This is a genomic window from Streptomyces sp. NPDC046909, assembly GCF_040644695.1.
Lineage (GTDB): Bacteria > Actinomycetota > Actinomycetes > Streptomycetales > Streptomycetaceae > Streptomyces.
Window position 1 is genome coordinate 82,416 of the sequence record NZ_JBEYXC010000001.1, and the last position, 13,002, is coordinate 95,417.

Genomic DNA, 13,002 nt, shown 5'->3' on the forward strand with positions numbered 1-13,002 from the left:
GGCGCGTTTGCCGCACCTTGATTTGCTGGTGCGAGAAAACTTGAAACATCACCTTGACCAGAGTGACACATCACAAGCAGGCTGTAGGAGTCGCCGACGATCCGCTCATGCCACGTTCGAGAAGGCGGTATCTCCGTGAAAAGCAGCGCTCCTTCGCAGTCCGCGCCTCCCTCTCGGGGCGGTGTGCCGGCCGAGCTCTTCCGACGCGTCATGGGATCGGTCTGCACACCTGTCGCCGTGGCGACGGCCGTCACCGAGGGCCGGCCGCACGGCACCACGGTCAACGCCTTCTCGGCGCTGTCCCTCGACCCGCCGATGGTGATGGTCGCGCTGGACCGCGGTTCCGCACTGCTCTCGATCCTGGAGCACACCCGCAGGTTCGGGCTCAACGTCCTCAGCGCCGACCAGGGCGACCTGGCGCTGAACTTCGCCGGCAAGAGCGCCGACAGGTTCGCCGGGGTCGCCTGGCGGGAGGACTGCGCACTGCCCCGGCTGGACGGCGTCATCGGCTGGCTCGCCTGCGAGGTGACCCGCTTCGTCGACGGCGGCGACCACCTCGTGGTCCTCGGCACGGTCAGTTCCGCGTCCTGCCGCGACACCGCACCCCTGACTTACCACCGCCGGGCGTTCGGCACCCACACCGTGCGGGCCGCCGGCCTCTGACGCGACGCCCTGCCGCGCACCACGACCTGTCCAGGAGGTCCCCTTGACCCTCAAACTCAGCTGCGACCTGGCGTACTTCGGCGCACCGGAGGCCATCCGCGACGTCGCCCAGGCGGCGGAGGACCTGGGCTACGACAGTCTGTGCTTTTCCGAGCACGTGGCCGTGACCACCGACACTCCGCTGCCCCCAGGTTTCTCCCGCGACGACCCCTGGCACGAGTCCATGACGTTCGCCGCCTATGTCGCGGCCGTCACCAGCCGCATCGAGATCACCACCTCGATGATGCTGCTGCCCCTGCGCCCCACCGTGCTCGCCGCCAAACAGGCCGCCGAGATCGATCTGCTCTCCGGCGGACGACTGCGGCTGGGGGTGTCGGTCGGCTGGAACGAGCCCGAGGTCGCCGCTCTCGGCCAGAACCCCCGGGAGCGCGGCGCGCGTCTGGAGGAGCAGGTCGAGGTGATGCGCCTGCTGTGGACCGAGTCCGAGGTGAACTACGAGGGCCGGTTCCACGACCTCACGGGGGTCGCCATCCACCCCCGGCCGAACCGTCGTATTCCGCTGTGGATGGGCGCGGGCGGATTCGCCCGCGGTGTTCCCACGGACGGTGCTCCCACCGACAGGGCGCTACGCCGCATCGCGCGGTTCGCCGACGGTTACAAGATGATGGCGCCGCTCGGCCTGCACCCGGAGAAGGCGCGCGACACCGCGGAACGGCTGCGCGCGTACGTGCGGGAGGCGGGACGGCCCGAGGAGGCCGTCGGGATCGAGGCCAGGTTGCTCACCCAGGTCGTGCCCGAGGAGAAGTGGCGGGATGTCCTGGAGGAATGGTCCAAGGCCGGCGCGACCTATCTCGGCCTGGGCAACCGCATCGTCGGAGGCACTCCCGACGACCAGATCGCTGCCCTCGCCCACGCCATGAACGTCCTGCGGGGCTGAGGCGGGGATGCGAGGCGCGGCGTGCTCAGGGCTCGGGCCGGGCGCCCGGTGCTCGTGGACGGTGTCGCCGGCGGGACGCCGGCCGGGCCGAGGAGGACTGGTATGACGGAACTGACATGGGCCGAAGGCGTCGGACTGGGGCGCGCGGACCTGCCGGACGGCGCCGCCATGGTGCTGTACCGGCCGGGGGCCGACACGGCGCACCTCGCCACGGTGGACGGCGCGGGATTCGCCGATCTGCCCCCGCTGCTGGAGGCGGCCGCGGGGGACGCCGTCCGCATCGAACCGGGCGAGACGGTCGCGCTGGACGAGGCCCGCCTGCTGAGTCCCGTCGGCCGGCCGCGCAAGATCATCTGTGTCGGTCAGAACTACCCGGCGCACATCGGCGAGACGGGCAACGCAGCCGCCCCGCCCCATCCGGACCTGTTCCCCAAGTGGGACAACGCGCTGGCAGGTCCCCTCGACGAGCTGGCCCTGCCCCCGGAGTCGGACCAGGTCGACTTCGAGACCGAACTCGCCGTCGTGATCGGCCGGCGCTGCCGTCGGGTGCCCGTCGAGGACGTGGCCGACGTCGTGTTCGGCTACACCGTCGCCAACGACGGCTCCGTGCGCGACTACCAGATGCACACCAAGGGCCGTACGGCGGGGAAGGCGTGGGACTGCCTCACCCCGCTCGGGCCGGTCGTCGTCCCTGCCCAAAGGCTCGGCGGGGTCCGGCCCGACCTGCGGATCACCGGGCTACTCAACGGCGAGGTCATGCAGGACGACCGCACCGGCGGCATGGTCTTCGGGATCACCGAACTGGTCACCTACCTCTCGACGTTCCTCACCCTGGAGCCCGGCGACTTGATCCTCACCGGCACCCCGTCCGGCGTCGGCTTCGTCCGGCGCCCGCCCCGGCTGCTGTGCGACGGCGACGAGTTCGAGGCGCGCGTCGAGGGCATCGGAGCCCTGCGCAACCGCTACGTCGCGGAGAAGCGGGCCTGAGCGCCAGACCCCCTCACCGGCTCATCCGCGTGAAGGGGCAACACCTCGAAAGGCCCAGCCCACTGGGCACATCTGCCGTCTAAGGAGATCGCGCAATGCAGGGAACACTGGCCTGGCCGCTGGAGAGCGCGGCCCGCTCGCACGGCGCACGCACGGCCGTCATCGAGGGGGAGCGGCGCCTCACCTACCGGGAGCTGCACGAGCGCGTCCGGCGCATCGGGGCCGGACTCGACGAGGCGGGCATCGCACCGGGCGCGGTCGTCGCGGTGCTGCTCGCCAACACCCTGGAACACCTGGAGGCATGGCTGGCCGTACCGGCGTACGGAAGGGTCTTCACCAGCCTCAACACCCGCCTGGCCGTACCCGAGTTGGCGGCCACGCTGGAGGACAGCGGCGCCGAGACCCTGATCGTGGACGCGCCGAATCTCGATGCGGGCCGCTCCGTCCGCGAACGTGTCCCGGGTCTCAAGCGGCTGCTGTTCGTCGGCGTCGCCTGCCCGGAGGACTGCGAGCCCTACGAGTCGCTCATGGCCGCCGAGGGAGTGGCGCCGCCCGAACTCGATTCCGACGCGCTCGCCGTCCTCCTGTACACGGGAGGTACGACCGGACGCTCCAAGGGCGTGATGCTCAGCCACGCCAACATCCTGGCCAACTGCAAGGCGCTCTGGCACCAGGACGGGTTCACCCGTGAGGACGTCGTGCTGCACGCCCCGCCGTTCTTCCACTCGGCCGGCGCGCAGATGATCCACGCGGTCACCTGGGTCGGCGGCACCCATGTCCTGACACCCCGGTTCACCCCTGAGGGCTATGTGCGGGACGTGGCCAAGCACCGGGCCACCGTCGCGTTCCTGGTCCCCACCATGATCAACATGGTGCTCGACCATCTCGACACCCATCCCGCGGACCTCGGCAGCCTGCGCCTGCTGCACTACGGTGCCTCCCCCATGTCGGAGAAGCAGCTGCGCCGGGCGACCGCCGCCCTGGGCTGCGAACTCGTGCAGGGGTACGGCACGTCGGAGACCAGCCCGGGACTCACCATCCTCTCCCCCCAGGACCACCGCAGGGCGCTGGAGGGCGACCACCCGGAGCGGCTGGGGTCCGTGGGGTACGCGCTGCCCGGTGTACAGCTGGAGATCCGGGACCTCGACGGGCGTCCGGTCCCGGACGGCACGGTCGGTGAGGTCTGGGTCCGGGGGCCGAACGTCATGCTCGGCTACCTCAACCACCCTGAGGAGACCGCCCGTGTCCTGGTCGACGGCTGGTACCGCACCGGTGACGGCGGCTACTGCGACGAGGACGGCTATGTGTTCCTCGTCGACCGGATCAAGGACATGATCATCACGGGCGGGGAGAACGTGTACTCCCTGGAGGTGGAGCGGGTCCTGGACAGTCACCCGCTGGTGCGGGAAGTAGCCGTCGTCGGTGTCCCCGACGAACGATGGGGCGAGCGTGTGCACGCGGTGGTCGTCACCGACGCCGGGTCCGGCCTCACGGAGGCCGCTCTGATCGACCACTGCCGCGAGCACATCGCCCGCTACAAGGTGCCCAAGTCCGTGGACGTGCGCACCGAGCTCCTCCCGAAGTCCGGCGCCGGGAAGATCCTCAAGACGGTTGTCCGCCGCGAGGCGCGGACCGGCGGGCAACCGGTGACGGAGACCGGCCACTGATGACGAAAAGCCGGGCGCTCCCGTGAGGGGAGACGCCCGGCTGCAGCCGTGCGCGCGGGGAAACCGGCCTCACTCGCCGATGGTCCCCAGAGCAACATGCCCCTTGAGCAGGTTGCGGGCGATCGTGCGGCGCTGGATCTCGTCGGTGCCCTCGAAGATCCGCATGACGCGCAGGTTGCGGTACCAGCGCTCGACGGGCAGCTCCCGCGTGTAGCCCATGCCGCCGTGGATCTGCAGGACCCGGTCCACCACCTGATTGGCGATCACAGAGCCGTGGAGCTTGGCGACGGCGGTCGCGTGCCGGGCGTCCAGACCCTGCTGAGCCCGCCACGCGGCGTACAGGGTCAGCCATTTCGCGGACTCGATCTCCACCTGGCTGTCGGCGATCTGCCACTGGATGGCCTGGTAGTCGGCGATGGGCCGGCCCATCGACTCGCGGACCCGCGCGTGCTCCAGGGCCATCCCGAGAAGCCGCTCGGACGCGCCCACGGCACGGGCGGGAATGAGGTACCGCTTCTGCCCGATCCACGACAACGCCAGATCGAGGCCGCCCCCGACCTCTCCCAGGACGTTCTCACCGGGCACCCGCACCTCCTCGAAGGACAGCGACGCGGCGGGCCAGTCGCCCATCAGTGCGATCGGCGAGGACTTCCAGCCCATCTCCCGGTCCACCAGGAAGGCGGTGACGCCCTCCCCGGTACGGGCGAACAGGATGCAGAAGTCGGCCTCCGAACCGTCGGTGATGAAGGTCTTCTCACCGTTGACCACCCAGTCGCCGCCGTCCCGCCGGGCGGAGGTGCGGATGTTGCGCGCGTCGGAGCCCGCCCCCGGCTCGGTGAGGGCGAAGCACGAGCGGCGTTCCCCCGCGATGGTCGGCAGCAGATAGGTCTCCTTCTGCTCCGGAGTACAGGCGAAGAGGACGTTGTCCGCGCCGCCGCCGAACTCGAAGGGTACGAAGGTGCGCCCGAGTTCCATCTCCACGATCGCGTGCATGACGGCGCCCAGGTCCATGCCGCCGTACTCCTCGGGCGTGGCCGGTCCCCAGTAGCCCGCGGCACGGGCCTTCTGCTGGAGAGCGGTCAGGACGCCCGGTTCGAGCGAGGGAAGCCCCGACCGCTCGTTGCGCAGGACGGTCTCCTCCAGCGGCCTCAACTCGCGGTCGACGAACCGCCGGATCGTGTCGCGTACGGCACGCTCCTCGTCGGAGAGCGAGAAGTCGATCATTGCTGCCTCCAGGGATGACCATGTGCGGGGGAGGGGGCGGGAGACGGAGCGGACTCACCGCCCCGGAGCTGCTCGGCACGACCGGCACCCCGGATCGCCCGGCCGTGCGGGAGATCCGGGGTACCGGGAGATCCGGGGGGTGGCCCGGGCGGATCGTCAGAACAGGCCGTTGTCGTGCGGGAGTCGGTCGGGGACGGGCATGACGACGTCCCAGTGCTCCACGATCTTTCCGTCGGCCACGCGGAAGAGGTCGTAGCAGGCGGCGGGGCCGCCGAAGTCGACCTCGGACTGGGTGAGGACGAAGTTGCCCTCGGCGACGACCAGGTGGAGCTTGAGGTAGCGGGCCGTCCTGCCCTCCGACTTCCACTGCGCGACGGCGGCGGTGAGGCCGTCGAGACCGTCGGCGATCTCGGGGCTGTGCTGGTGGAAGGTGTCGGCGGAGACGTAGTCGGCGACGGTGGTGGGGTCGTCGCCGACGAGGACGGTCTCGACGAAGGCCGTGACGAGGGCGCGGTTGGCCTCGGTCCGGTCGAGGTCGGTGATCTCGGTAGGACCATCGGTCTGGGTGCGGCCGGAGACGGTGGTGGCCGCCTGGGGAGCGAGGGCGTCCCAGTGCTCGGCCGCCTGGCCGTCGGTGTCGTAGCGGAAGACGTCGAAGGCGACGAGGGGCGTCGGGCCGGCACCGTGGTAGGTGCCGTGCAGGGCGACGAGGTCGCCGTCGGCGAGAACACGGTGGGTCTCGTGGTGGAAGCCGTCGGGGATGCCGGCGATGAGCTGACGCAGGGGCTCGCGGCCGGGGCCGGCGGTGGGGCTGTGCTGGATGTAGTCGGGTGAGACCCAGCGGTCGACGGCGGACGGGTCCTTGTCGCCGATCAGTTCGCCCCAGGCCTTGAGGGCGGTGGCCTTGACGTCGTTCATGGGTGCCTTTCCGGATGTGGGCAAGGTGAGGGGGAGGTTGGGCGTCGGCCAGAACGGACGCCCCGAGTGCTGGGCGCGGTCCGGTCAGCTCGGCTCGAGCTCGTTGCCCGGGATCCAGGTGCCGTGGAAGCCGTACCGGAGCCGGAAGGGGATCTTGACGGTGGCGATCGGCCCCGCACCGATGTCCAGGGCGTCCAGGATCACGAAGTCGGTGCGGCTCTCCTCCCGGCGTTCCACGAGGGCGACGAGGTAGCCCTCGCCCTCGTCGGCGTCCTCGCTCTTGGGCACGAACACCGACTCCTCGGGGGCCGCGTTCTCCCCCGGGTAGTAGCTGGTGCGCACCCCGGTCTCGGCGTCCAGGTGGACGATGCTGTTGAACGGCGGGCCCATCGGGCCGAACTCGGGCAGCGGGCCGAGCGTCGGGTTGAACGTGCCGAGCCAGGTGTGGCGGTGCTTCTCCATCAGGGCCCGCGGGTCGACCCGGGGGAAGTCACCGGGGAAGTCCCACAGCTGGGTGGAGGTGTACTGGTTGCCGCCCTCCATGACCGGGCTGTCGCTGCCCTGCTTCATGTCGAGGACCCAGCGCTGCAGGATCGGCGGGGCCTCGGGCATCTCTTCACCCGTGGCCAGCTTCGGGAACTGCGACAGCCATCCGGTCTTGGTGACGAAGTGTTCGAGGGTGATGATGTCGCCCTCGGACCAGCCGTTGACGGTGTGCGTCTCCATCAGGAGGTCGGTCGAGAACCACTTCATGCCGGCGACGCCCTCGTCCCGGGGGATGACCGCGATGTGCGAGCGCTCCCGCGGGTCCCACATGAAGTACTGCGGTTCGGTCTTCAGCCGCTCGCCGTCGGCGATGAACGGGGCGAAGGTGAAGATCAGGTGGTCGCGGGTGACGATCCAGTCGTGCACGGCCGACGCGTAGGGGGCGACGAACCGTTCGGTCCGGGTGACCGCGCCCTTGGCGTCCATCTCGAACAACATGATGTCGTTGTCCGGCTTGCGGCTGGGGAAGTAGGAGAAGGCGATCATCTGCCCCGTACGGGGGTCGATCTTGGGGTGGGCCGTGAAGGTCTTCCCGGTGATCTGGCCGTTGAAGTCGTAGATGCCCTTGGTCTCCAGCGTGTGGGGGTCGAGCTCGTAGGGGAGCCCGGCCTCCTTCAGGGCCAGCAGCTTGCCGGCGTGCCAGACCACCGCGGTGTTGGCGTTGTTGGCCAGGTCCAGGTCGGGCACTGACGGGTCGTCGGTGTACCAGTTGCGGTAGGCCCCGACGAGTCCGCGCCGGGCCTTGCGCTCGGCGAGAAACCGCTCGGTACGGACGAACCGGGTCCGCAGGTCGGCGTGACCGTCCTTGATGCGGATCTTGGTGACCATGCCGTCGCCGTTGAGGAAGACGTCGAACGGATGATTCGGCGGGTACTGGGCGTCGGCCGCGTTGCGCAGGAACGCGCCATCCAGGTCCGGGGGGATCTCGCCCTCGACCTCCAGGTCGTAGACGTCGGCCTCGATCCGGGAGGGAGCGAAGTAACCCCGGTAGATGATGGATTCCGGGAAGCGGACCGGGGCACCGGTGGCCCGGTCGGGAGTGGTTGTCACGCGAACCGCCTTCAGCAACGACGAGTCACCGGCCGTCCCAGCCGATGACCACGAAAAGGGAATGCTGGACTGCGCCATTCGGCGAAAGGGCGTGAGCCGGTCGGAGGGCTCCGGCGGACTTGGACGCCCCGTTCTCGTCACTTTAGGAAGAAGGCGGCCGGGCAGGGAAACAAAGGTTGTCGATCCCATGCATGAACGTGGTGGATGACCGGTCGGACGGGGAACTCGCAGCGGGTCCCGGACGTTCGGGGGAAGGCCCCGTGCCGGCTGAAGGCGCTGGACCCGGTGCTCAGAGCCGGTCGCCGGGTTCCCGGGCGAACGTGGCGGCGAGCGTACGCAGTTGGCGGCGCAGCCAGACATGTGCCGGATCGGCGCGGTCCCGGTCCGGGTGCCAGTACATGGTCTCCATGGGAGCGGGCAGCGGCACGGGAGAGGGCAGAATCCGCAGTTGCGCCGACTCCTTCAGCGACTCGGCGAGCAGCCGCGGAAGGAACGCGACCATCCTGGTCTCCTGGAGCAGGAGCGGCAGCAGCGTGTAGCTGGACGTCGTGGCCTGCACGGTGTGCGCGATGTCGTGGGCGGCCAGTTCCTGGGCGAGCATGGAACCGATCTGGTCACCGCTGCGGATCGCGTGCTGCAGATGGGGCAGGGTCCGCAGGTCCTCCTTGGTGATCCGGTCACCGACCGTCGGGTGGTCCTTCCACACGGCGGCGACCAACTCGTCGGGGAAGAGCCCTTCGTGGGGGAACTCTCGGATCCGGTGCGCGATGACCGTGTGCATCGGTGCGATGAGCAGGTCGATGTCGTTGTGCTGGAGATGGTCCGCGTAGCTGTCGTCCATCGTCTCGATCCGCAGGCTGACCCCGGGGGCCCGTTCGGCGAGGACCTCCAGCAGGGGGCGCAGCAGCACCATGCCGACGTACTCGCTGGCCTGGATGACGAAGGTGCGGTCGCGCAGTCCGGAGTCCGGCAGGACCGGCTCCCTGATGAGCTGTTGGATGTCGGCCAGTACCTCCCGCACCGGCCGGACCAGGCTCAACCCCAGGGGCGTCAGCTGCAGTTCACGTCCGTGCGCGACGAGCAGCGGATCGTCGAACGCCCGTCGCAGCCGGCGCAGCGCGGCACTGGTCGCGGACTGGGTCAGATGCAACTGCTGTCCCGCGCGCGTCACATGACGCTCGGTCAGCAGGGCGTCGAGGACCACGAGCAGGTTCAGATCGAACCGCCGCAGGTCGAAGCGTGAGTCCTCCAAGCCACTCCCTTCAGCCGGACGGCCCGTCGCCTCGCCGGAGCACCCCTCGACGGCAGACGGAACGGCGGGGTCCGCACTCGGCTCCGGGACCACCGCCCGGCGAGCCTACCGGAGGCGGTGATGGGCAGGCCCCGGATGGATCTCGTACGTGTCGTCACCGCCGGCGGTGACATGCCCCGCGGCGTCGTCCGCCGTCCCGCGCTCCGCGTCGGCGACGCGGCCGCAGGCGGCTGTGTCGAGTCCCATGCCCACGCGGGCGGCCGTCTCGCGCAGCCAGATGTGGCCCGCGTCGTGAGTGTGGACGGGATGCCACCACATCGCCTCCCGCAGCGGTGGCGTCTCGTAGGGGGGCTCCATGACACGTACGCCCGGCAGACCGCTCAGGGCGGCCAGGCCGTGCTGCACCAGCGCGACACGACGGGTGCCCGACACCAGCAGGGGGAGCGACTGGAAACTGTCGGCGCAGACCTCGACGCGCGGGACGACGCCGAGCGCGCCCAGTTGCCGGGCGGCCAGGGTGTCGTGTGATCGCCGGTAGGTAGCCCAGGGCAGGCGCTCCAGGTGGTTGAGAGTCAGCCGGTCGGTGACCTCGTCGTTCGTCTCGGCGACCAGGACGGCCCAGCGGTCGGAGAACAGGTCGACGAACGGGAAGCCGTGTATCAGTCCGTGCGGCAGCAACAGTCCGTCCACCGTGCTCAGTGCTGTCTCGGTCAGGTCCGCGGGATCGGCGGGAGGCCGACAGAAGCGCAGCCGTACGCCCGGTGCCTCCGTATGTGCCGCACGGGCGAGGGCGGCGCCGAACACGGCGACGGCGTAGTCGGAGGCGAGCAGCGTGAACTCGCGTTCCTCGCGGTCCGCAACGAAATCGGCCCTGCTGGTGAAGACCCGCTCCAGCACGTCGCAGGCGGCGGCCGTGCGGCCGACCAGAACCCGGCCGAGGGCGGTCAGTTCGTACTGCCCGCCGGCACGGACCAGGAGATCGTCGTCGAAGTGACGGCGCAGGCGGCCCAGCGCCGCGCTCATCGCGGGCTGGCTGAGACCGACGCGGCGGCCCGCGCGGGTGACGTTGCGCTCCTCCAGCAGGGCACGCAGGGAAAGGACGAGATTGAGGTCCAGGCCGGACAGGTACACAACGCCTCCAGAGCGAGTGACAGGGCCTTCGCGGCCTTATTCAGGCGATGAATTCCTGCCATGCAGAGAATTCATTTCCCGGATTGCGGAAGGTGGGCCAGATTAGACACATCGCGATTCGAGAGGGCAAGCCCGTGAATTCCGCGGCACTTTTCGAGTCACGGCTCTCCGGTAGAAAGGACCGAATTCGTGGACAAGGTCAGCCTGAGCGCGGCGAAGGCGGTCGCCGACATCCCCGACGGCGCGTCGCTGGCCGTCGGAGGCTTCGGTCTCAGCGGCGTGCCCGAGGTGCTGATCCGTGCGCTGCACAAGCAGGGCGCAGCCGGTCTGCGGGTGGTGTCGAACAACTGCGGTGTGGACGGGCGCGGGCTCGGCGTGCTGCTCACCGACGGGCGGATCGCCCGGGTGACCGGCTCGTACGTCGGTGAGAACAAGGAGTTCGCCCGTCAGTACCTGTCCGGCGAACTGGAGGTGGAGCTGGTGCCGCAGGGCACGTTGGCCGAGCGCCTGCGTGCCGGCGGCGCGGGCATCCCGGCCTTCTACACCCCGGCGGGTGTGGGCACGCAGGTCGCCAAAGGCGGGCTGCCATGGCGGTACGCGGCGGACGGCGCGGTGGCCGTCGCCTCGCCGGCCAAGGAGACCCGCGACTTCCAGGGGCGTACCCATGTCCTGGAGGAGGGCATCACCACCGACTTCGCGCTCGTCCGGGCCTGGCGCGGTGACCGCCACGGCAACCTCGTCTTCCGCAAGGCGGCCGCGAACTTCAACCCGCTCGCCGCCATGGCCGGGCGCATCACGGTCGCCGAGGTCGAACAGCTCGTGGAACCAGGCGAGTTGAGCCCGGACGAGGTGCACCTGCCCGGCGTCTACGTGCAGCGGGTCATAGAGCTGACAGCCGCTCAGGCGGCGGACAAGCAGATCGAGAAGAGGACTGTACGCGCATGAGCTGGACCCGCGAGCAGATGGCGGCCCGCGCCGCCGCCGAACTCACCGACGGCTCCTACGTCAACCTCGGCATCGGCCTGCCCACCCTGATCCCCGGCCATCTCCCACCGGACGTGCACGTCGTCCTGCACTCCGAGAACGGCATCCTCGGCACCGGCCCCTACCCGGACGAGGACGAGGTGGACCCCGATCTCATCAACGCGGGCAAGGAGACGGTGACCGTCCTGCCGGGGGCGTCCTTCTTCGACTCGGCTCTGTCGTTCGGGATGATCCGGGGCGGCCACATCGACACCGCCGTGCTGGGCGCCATGCAGGTCTCCGAGCATGGCGACCTGGCCAACTGGATGATCCCCGGGAAGATGGTCAAGGGCATGGGCGGGGCGATGGACCTGGTCCACGGCGCCCGCCGGGTGATCGTGCTGATGGAGCACACCGCCAAGGACGGCACCCCCAAGATCCTCAAGGAGTGCACCCTTCCCCTCACCGGCGAGGCCTGCGTCCAGCGGATCATCACCGACCTGGGTGTCCTCGACGTCACACCTGACGGGCTCGCGCTGGTGGAGACGGCCCCCGGTGTCACGATGGAGGAGATCCGTGCCCGCACCGACGCCAACGTGTCCGCCGATGCGCTCACCGCTCACTGCTGACCGGGCCCGCCCCGGTCACTCGGAGGCTTGCGGTCCGCTCCCCGGAAGCCGGGCGAGGGCCAGCCGGAGAAAGGCCTGGGCCGCGGGTGATGCCGGTGCCGGGTCGCGGTGGGCCAGTGCGAGTGGTGCGAGTGCCTGCGGGTCTTCGAGGCGTACGACACAGTCGGCGTGGTCGGCGGGAACGACGGCGTCCGCCACCGGGCGGGGTACGACGGTCACCCCGATCCCCTCAAGGGCCAGCGAGGCGAGATCTCCGGCGCTGCGCAACGCGCACACGCTCCGGCGGCGGGCCCGCGCCCGCTTGAAGGCGGCGTCGACCTGCGTGCGCAGGCCGGTGTCCGGGAAGCACTCCAGGAAGCGCTCGTCCGCCAGCTGTCCCAGGTGCGCGGTGCCGGTGCCGCGCAGCCGGTGCCGCCGCCCCACGACGGCCACGAGCGGCACCAGGCGCAGCAGGTGGTACGCGATCCCCGGCGGCAGCTGGTGCTCGTGCAGGGCGACGAGGGCGACGTCGAGGTCGCCGGTCAGCAGCTGGGTGCCCGCCTCCGCGCCGTCGACATCGAAGAGCGTGAACTCGACGGCGGGGAACGACTCCTGGTACTCGCGCAGCAGGCCGAGCTGGTCGAGGTTGCTCGCCGTGAGGGTCACCGCGCCGAAGCGCAGCCGCCCCCGTACAGGTCCGTCGAACGAGGCGATCTCGGCGTGCATCTCCTGCACCGCCGTGATCACCCGCCGGGCGCACGCGACGAACGTCTGGCCGGCCGGTGTCAGCCGCACGCTACGGCTGGTGCGCTCGAACAGCAGGGCCCCGACCTCGCGTTCCAGCTGGGAGATCTGGTGACTGAGCCCTGACTGGCCGATGCGGCAGCGCGCCGCGGCGCGGGTGAAGTTGAGCTCGTCCGCGATGGCCACCGCGTACTCCATCTGCCGCAGATCCATCGAAGACTCCGATCATTTCATGCATTTTTCAGTGTTGGACGCCGTGACTGATGGCAGAGCAGACTTCTTATCAATCACGTTCTCCGTTAGATCCAACCT

General features: G+C 69.9%; 12 protein-coding genes. 6 read left to right on the forward strand and 6 right to left on the reverse strand.

All coding sequences use genetic code 11. The annotated features are described in order from the left end of the window. Window positions 1-210 precede the first annotated feature (210 nt). From ABZ928_RS00415 to ABZ928_RS00430, 4 genes are all read left to right on the forward strand, one after another. On the forward strand, window positions 211-663 hold the full coding sequence (locus ABZ928_RS00415) for a flavin reductase family protein (RefSeq protein ID WP_361514102.1): 453 nt from the start codon (window positions 211-213) through the stop codon (window positions 661-663). Window positions 664-706: 43 nt separating this feature from the next. Continuing rightward, window positions 707-1,600 (forward strand): LLM class F420-dependent oxidoreductase, encoded by an 894-nt coding sequence (locus ABZ928_RS00420; RefSeq protein ID WP_361514104.1) that lies wholly within the window; start codon window positions 707-709, stop codon window positions 1,598-1,600. A 102-nt stretch (window positions 1,601-1,702) separates the two neighbouring features. Continuing rightward, window positions 1,703-2,587, forward strand: coding sequence for a fumarylacetoacetate hydrolase family protein (locus ABZ928_RS00425; protein ID WP_361514106.1), 885 nt, complete (start codon window positions 1,703-1,705; stop codon window positions 2,585-2,587). Window positions 2,588-2,682: 95 nt separating this feature from the next. After that, the gene (locus ABZ928_RS00430; RefSeq protein WP_361514108.1) at window positions 2,683-4,254 is read left to right on the forward strand and encodes a long-chain-fatty-acid--CoA ligase; all 1,572 of its coding nucleotides are present in this window, start codon (window positions 2,683-2,685) and stop codon (window positions 4,252-4,254) included. Between the two features lie 69 nt (window positions 4,255-4,323). Here ABZ928_RS00430 and ABZ928_RS00435 read toward each other — a convergent pair whose 3' ends face one another. The 5 genes from ABZ928_RS00435 to ABZ928_RS00455 form a co-directional block, all read right to left on the reverse strand. Then, window positions 4,324-5,478: an acyl-CoA dehydrogenase family protein gene (locus ABZ928_RS00435; protein ID WP_361514110.1), complete on the reverse strand. Its 1,155-nt coding sequence runs from the start codon at window positions 5,476-5,478 to the stop codon at window positions 4,324-4,326. Window positions 5,479-5,634: 156 nt separating this feature from the next. Beyond that, on the reverse strand, window positions 5,635-6,396 hold the full coding sequence (locus ABZ928_RS00440; protein ID WP_361514112.1) for a nuclear transport factor 2 family protein: 762 nt from the start codon (window positions 6,394-6,396) through the stop codon (window positions 5,635-5,637). A gap of 84 nt (window positions 6,397-6,480) precedes the next feature. Further along, a complete protein-coding gene (locus ABZ928_RS00445; RefSeq protein WP_361514114.1) occupies window positions 6,481-7,992 on the reverse strand; it encodes a carotenoid oxygenase family protein in 1,512 nt (503 codons plus the stop codon). A 289-nt stretch (window positions 7,993-8,281) separates the two neighbouring features. Then, entirely contained in the window at window positions 8,282-9,244 is a 963-nt protein-coding gene (locus tag ABZ928_RS00450) for a LysR family transcriptional regulator (protein ID WP_361514116.1), read from the reverse strand. 105 nt (window positions 9,245-9,349) lie between these two features. Further along, complete coding sequence (locus ABZ928_RS00455) at window positions 9,350-10,375, reverse strand: LysR family transcriptional regulator (protein WP_361514118.1); 1,026 nt, start codon at window positions 10,373-10,375, stop codon at window positions 9,350-9,352. Between the two features lie 189 nt (window positions 10,376-10,564). On the opposite strand from ABZ928_RS00455, the gene ABZ928_RS00460 reads away from it, so the two are divergent. Next, window positions 10,565-11,320 carry a CoA transferase subunit A gene (locus ABZ928_RS00460; protein ID WP_361514120.1) on the forward strand — a complete coding sequence of 252 codons (756 nt, stop codon included), beginning with the start codon at window positions 10,565-10,567 and terminating at the stop codon, window positions 11,318-11,320. After that, window positions 11,317-11,967 (forward strand): CoA transferase subunit B, encoded by a 651-nt coding sequence (locus tag ABZ928_RS00465; RefSeq protein ID WP_361514121.1) that lies wholly within the window; start codon window positions 11,317-11,319, stop codon window positions 11,965-11,967. Before ABZ928_RS00460 ends, ABZ928_RS00465 begins: the two co-directional genes overlap by 4 nt. 15 nt (window positions 11,968-11,982) lie before the next feature. Here the strand turns inward: ABZ928_RS00465 and ABZ928_RS00470 are convergent, their stop codons facing one another. After that, on the reverse strand, window positions 11,983-12,903 hold the full coding sequence (locus ABZ928_RS00470; protein ID WP_361514123.1) for a LysR family transcriptional regulator: 921 nt from the start codon (window positions 12,901-12,903) through the stop codon (window positions 11,983-11,985). Window positions 12,904-13,002: the final 99 nt, after the last annotated feature.

Bases quoted from the DNA above. Each gene is read 5' to 3' on its own strand.
- ABZ928_RS00415 (WP_361514102.1), top strand. From the start codon at position 211: ATGGGATCGGTCTGCACACCTGTCGCCGTGGCGACGGCCGTCACCGAG.
- ABZ928_RS00425 (WP_361514106.1), top strand. From the start codon at position 1,703: ATGACGGAACTGACATGGGCCGAAGGCGTCGGACTGGGGCGCGCGGAC.
- ABZ928_RS00430 (WP_361514108.1), top strand. From the start codon at position 2,683: ATGCAGGGAACACTGGCCTGGCCGCTGGAGAGCGCGGCCCGCTCGCAC.
- ABZ928_RS00435 (WP_361514110.1), bottom strand. From the start codon at position 5,478: ATGATCGACTTCTCGCTCTCCGACGAGGAGCGTGCCGTACGCGACACG.
- ABZ928_RS00440 (WP_361514112.1), bottom strand. From the start codon at position 6,396: ATGAACGACGTCAAGGCCACCGCCCTCAAGGCCTGGGGCGAACTGATC.
- ABZ928_RS00465 (WP_361514121.1), top strand. From the start codon at position 11,317: ATGAGCTGGACCCGCGAGCAGATGGCGGCCCGCGCCGCCGCCGAACTC.
- ABZ928_RS00470 (WP_361514123.1), bottom strand. From the start codon at position 12,903: ATGGATCTGCGGCAGATGGAGTACGCGGTGGCCATCGCGGACGAGCTC.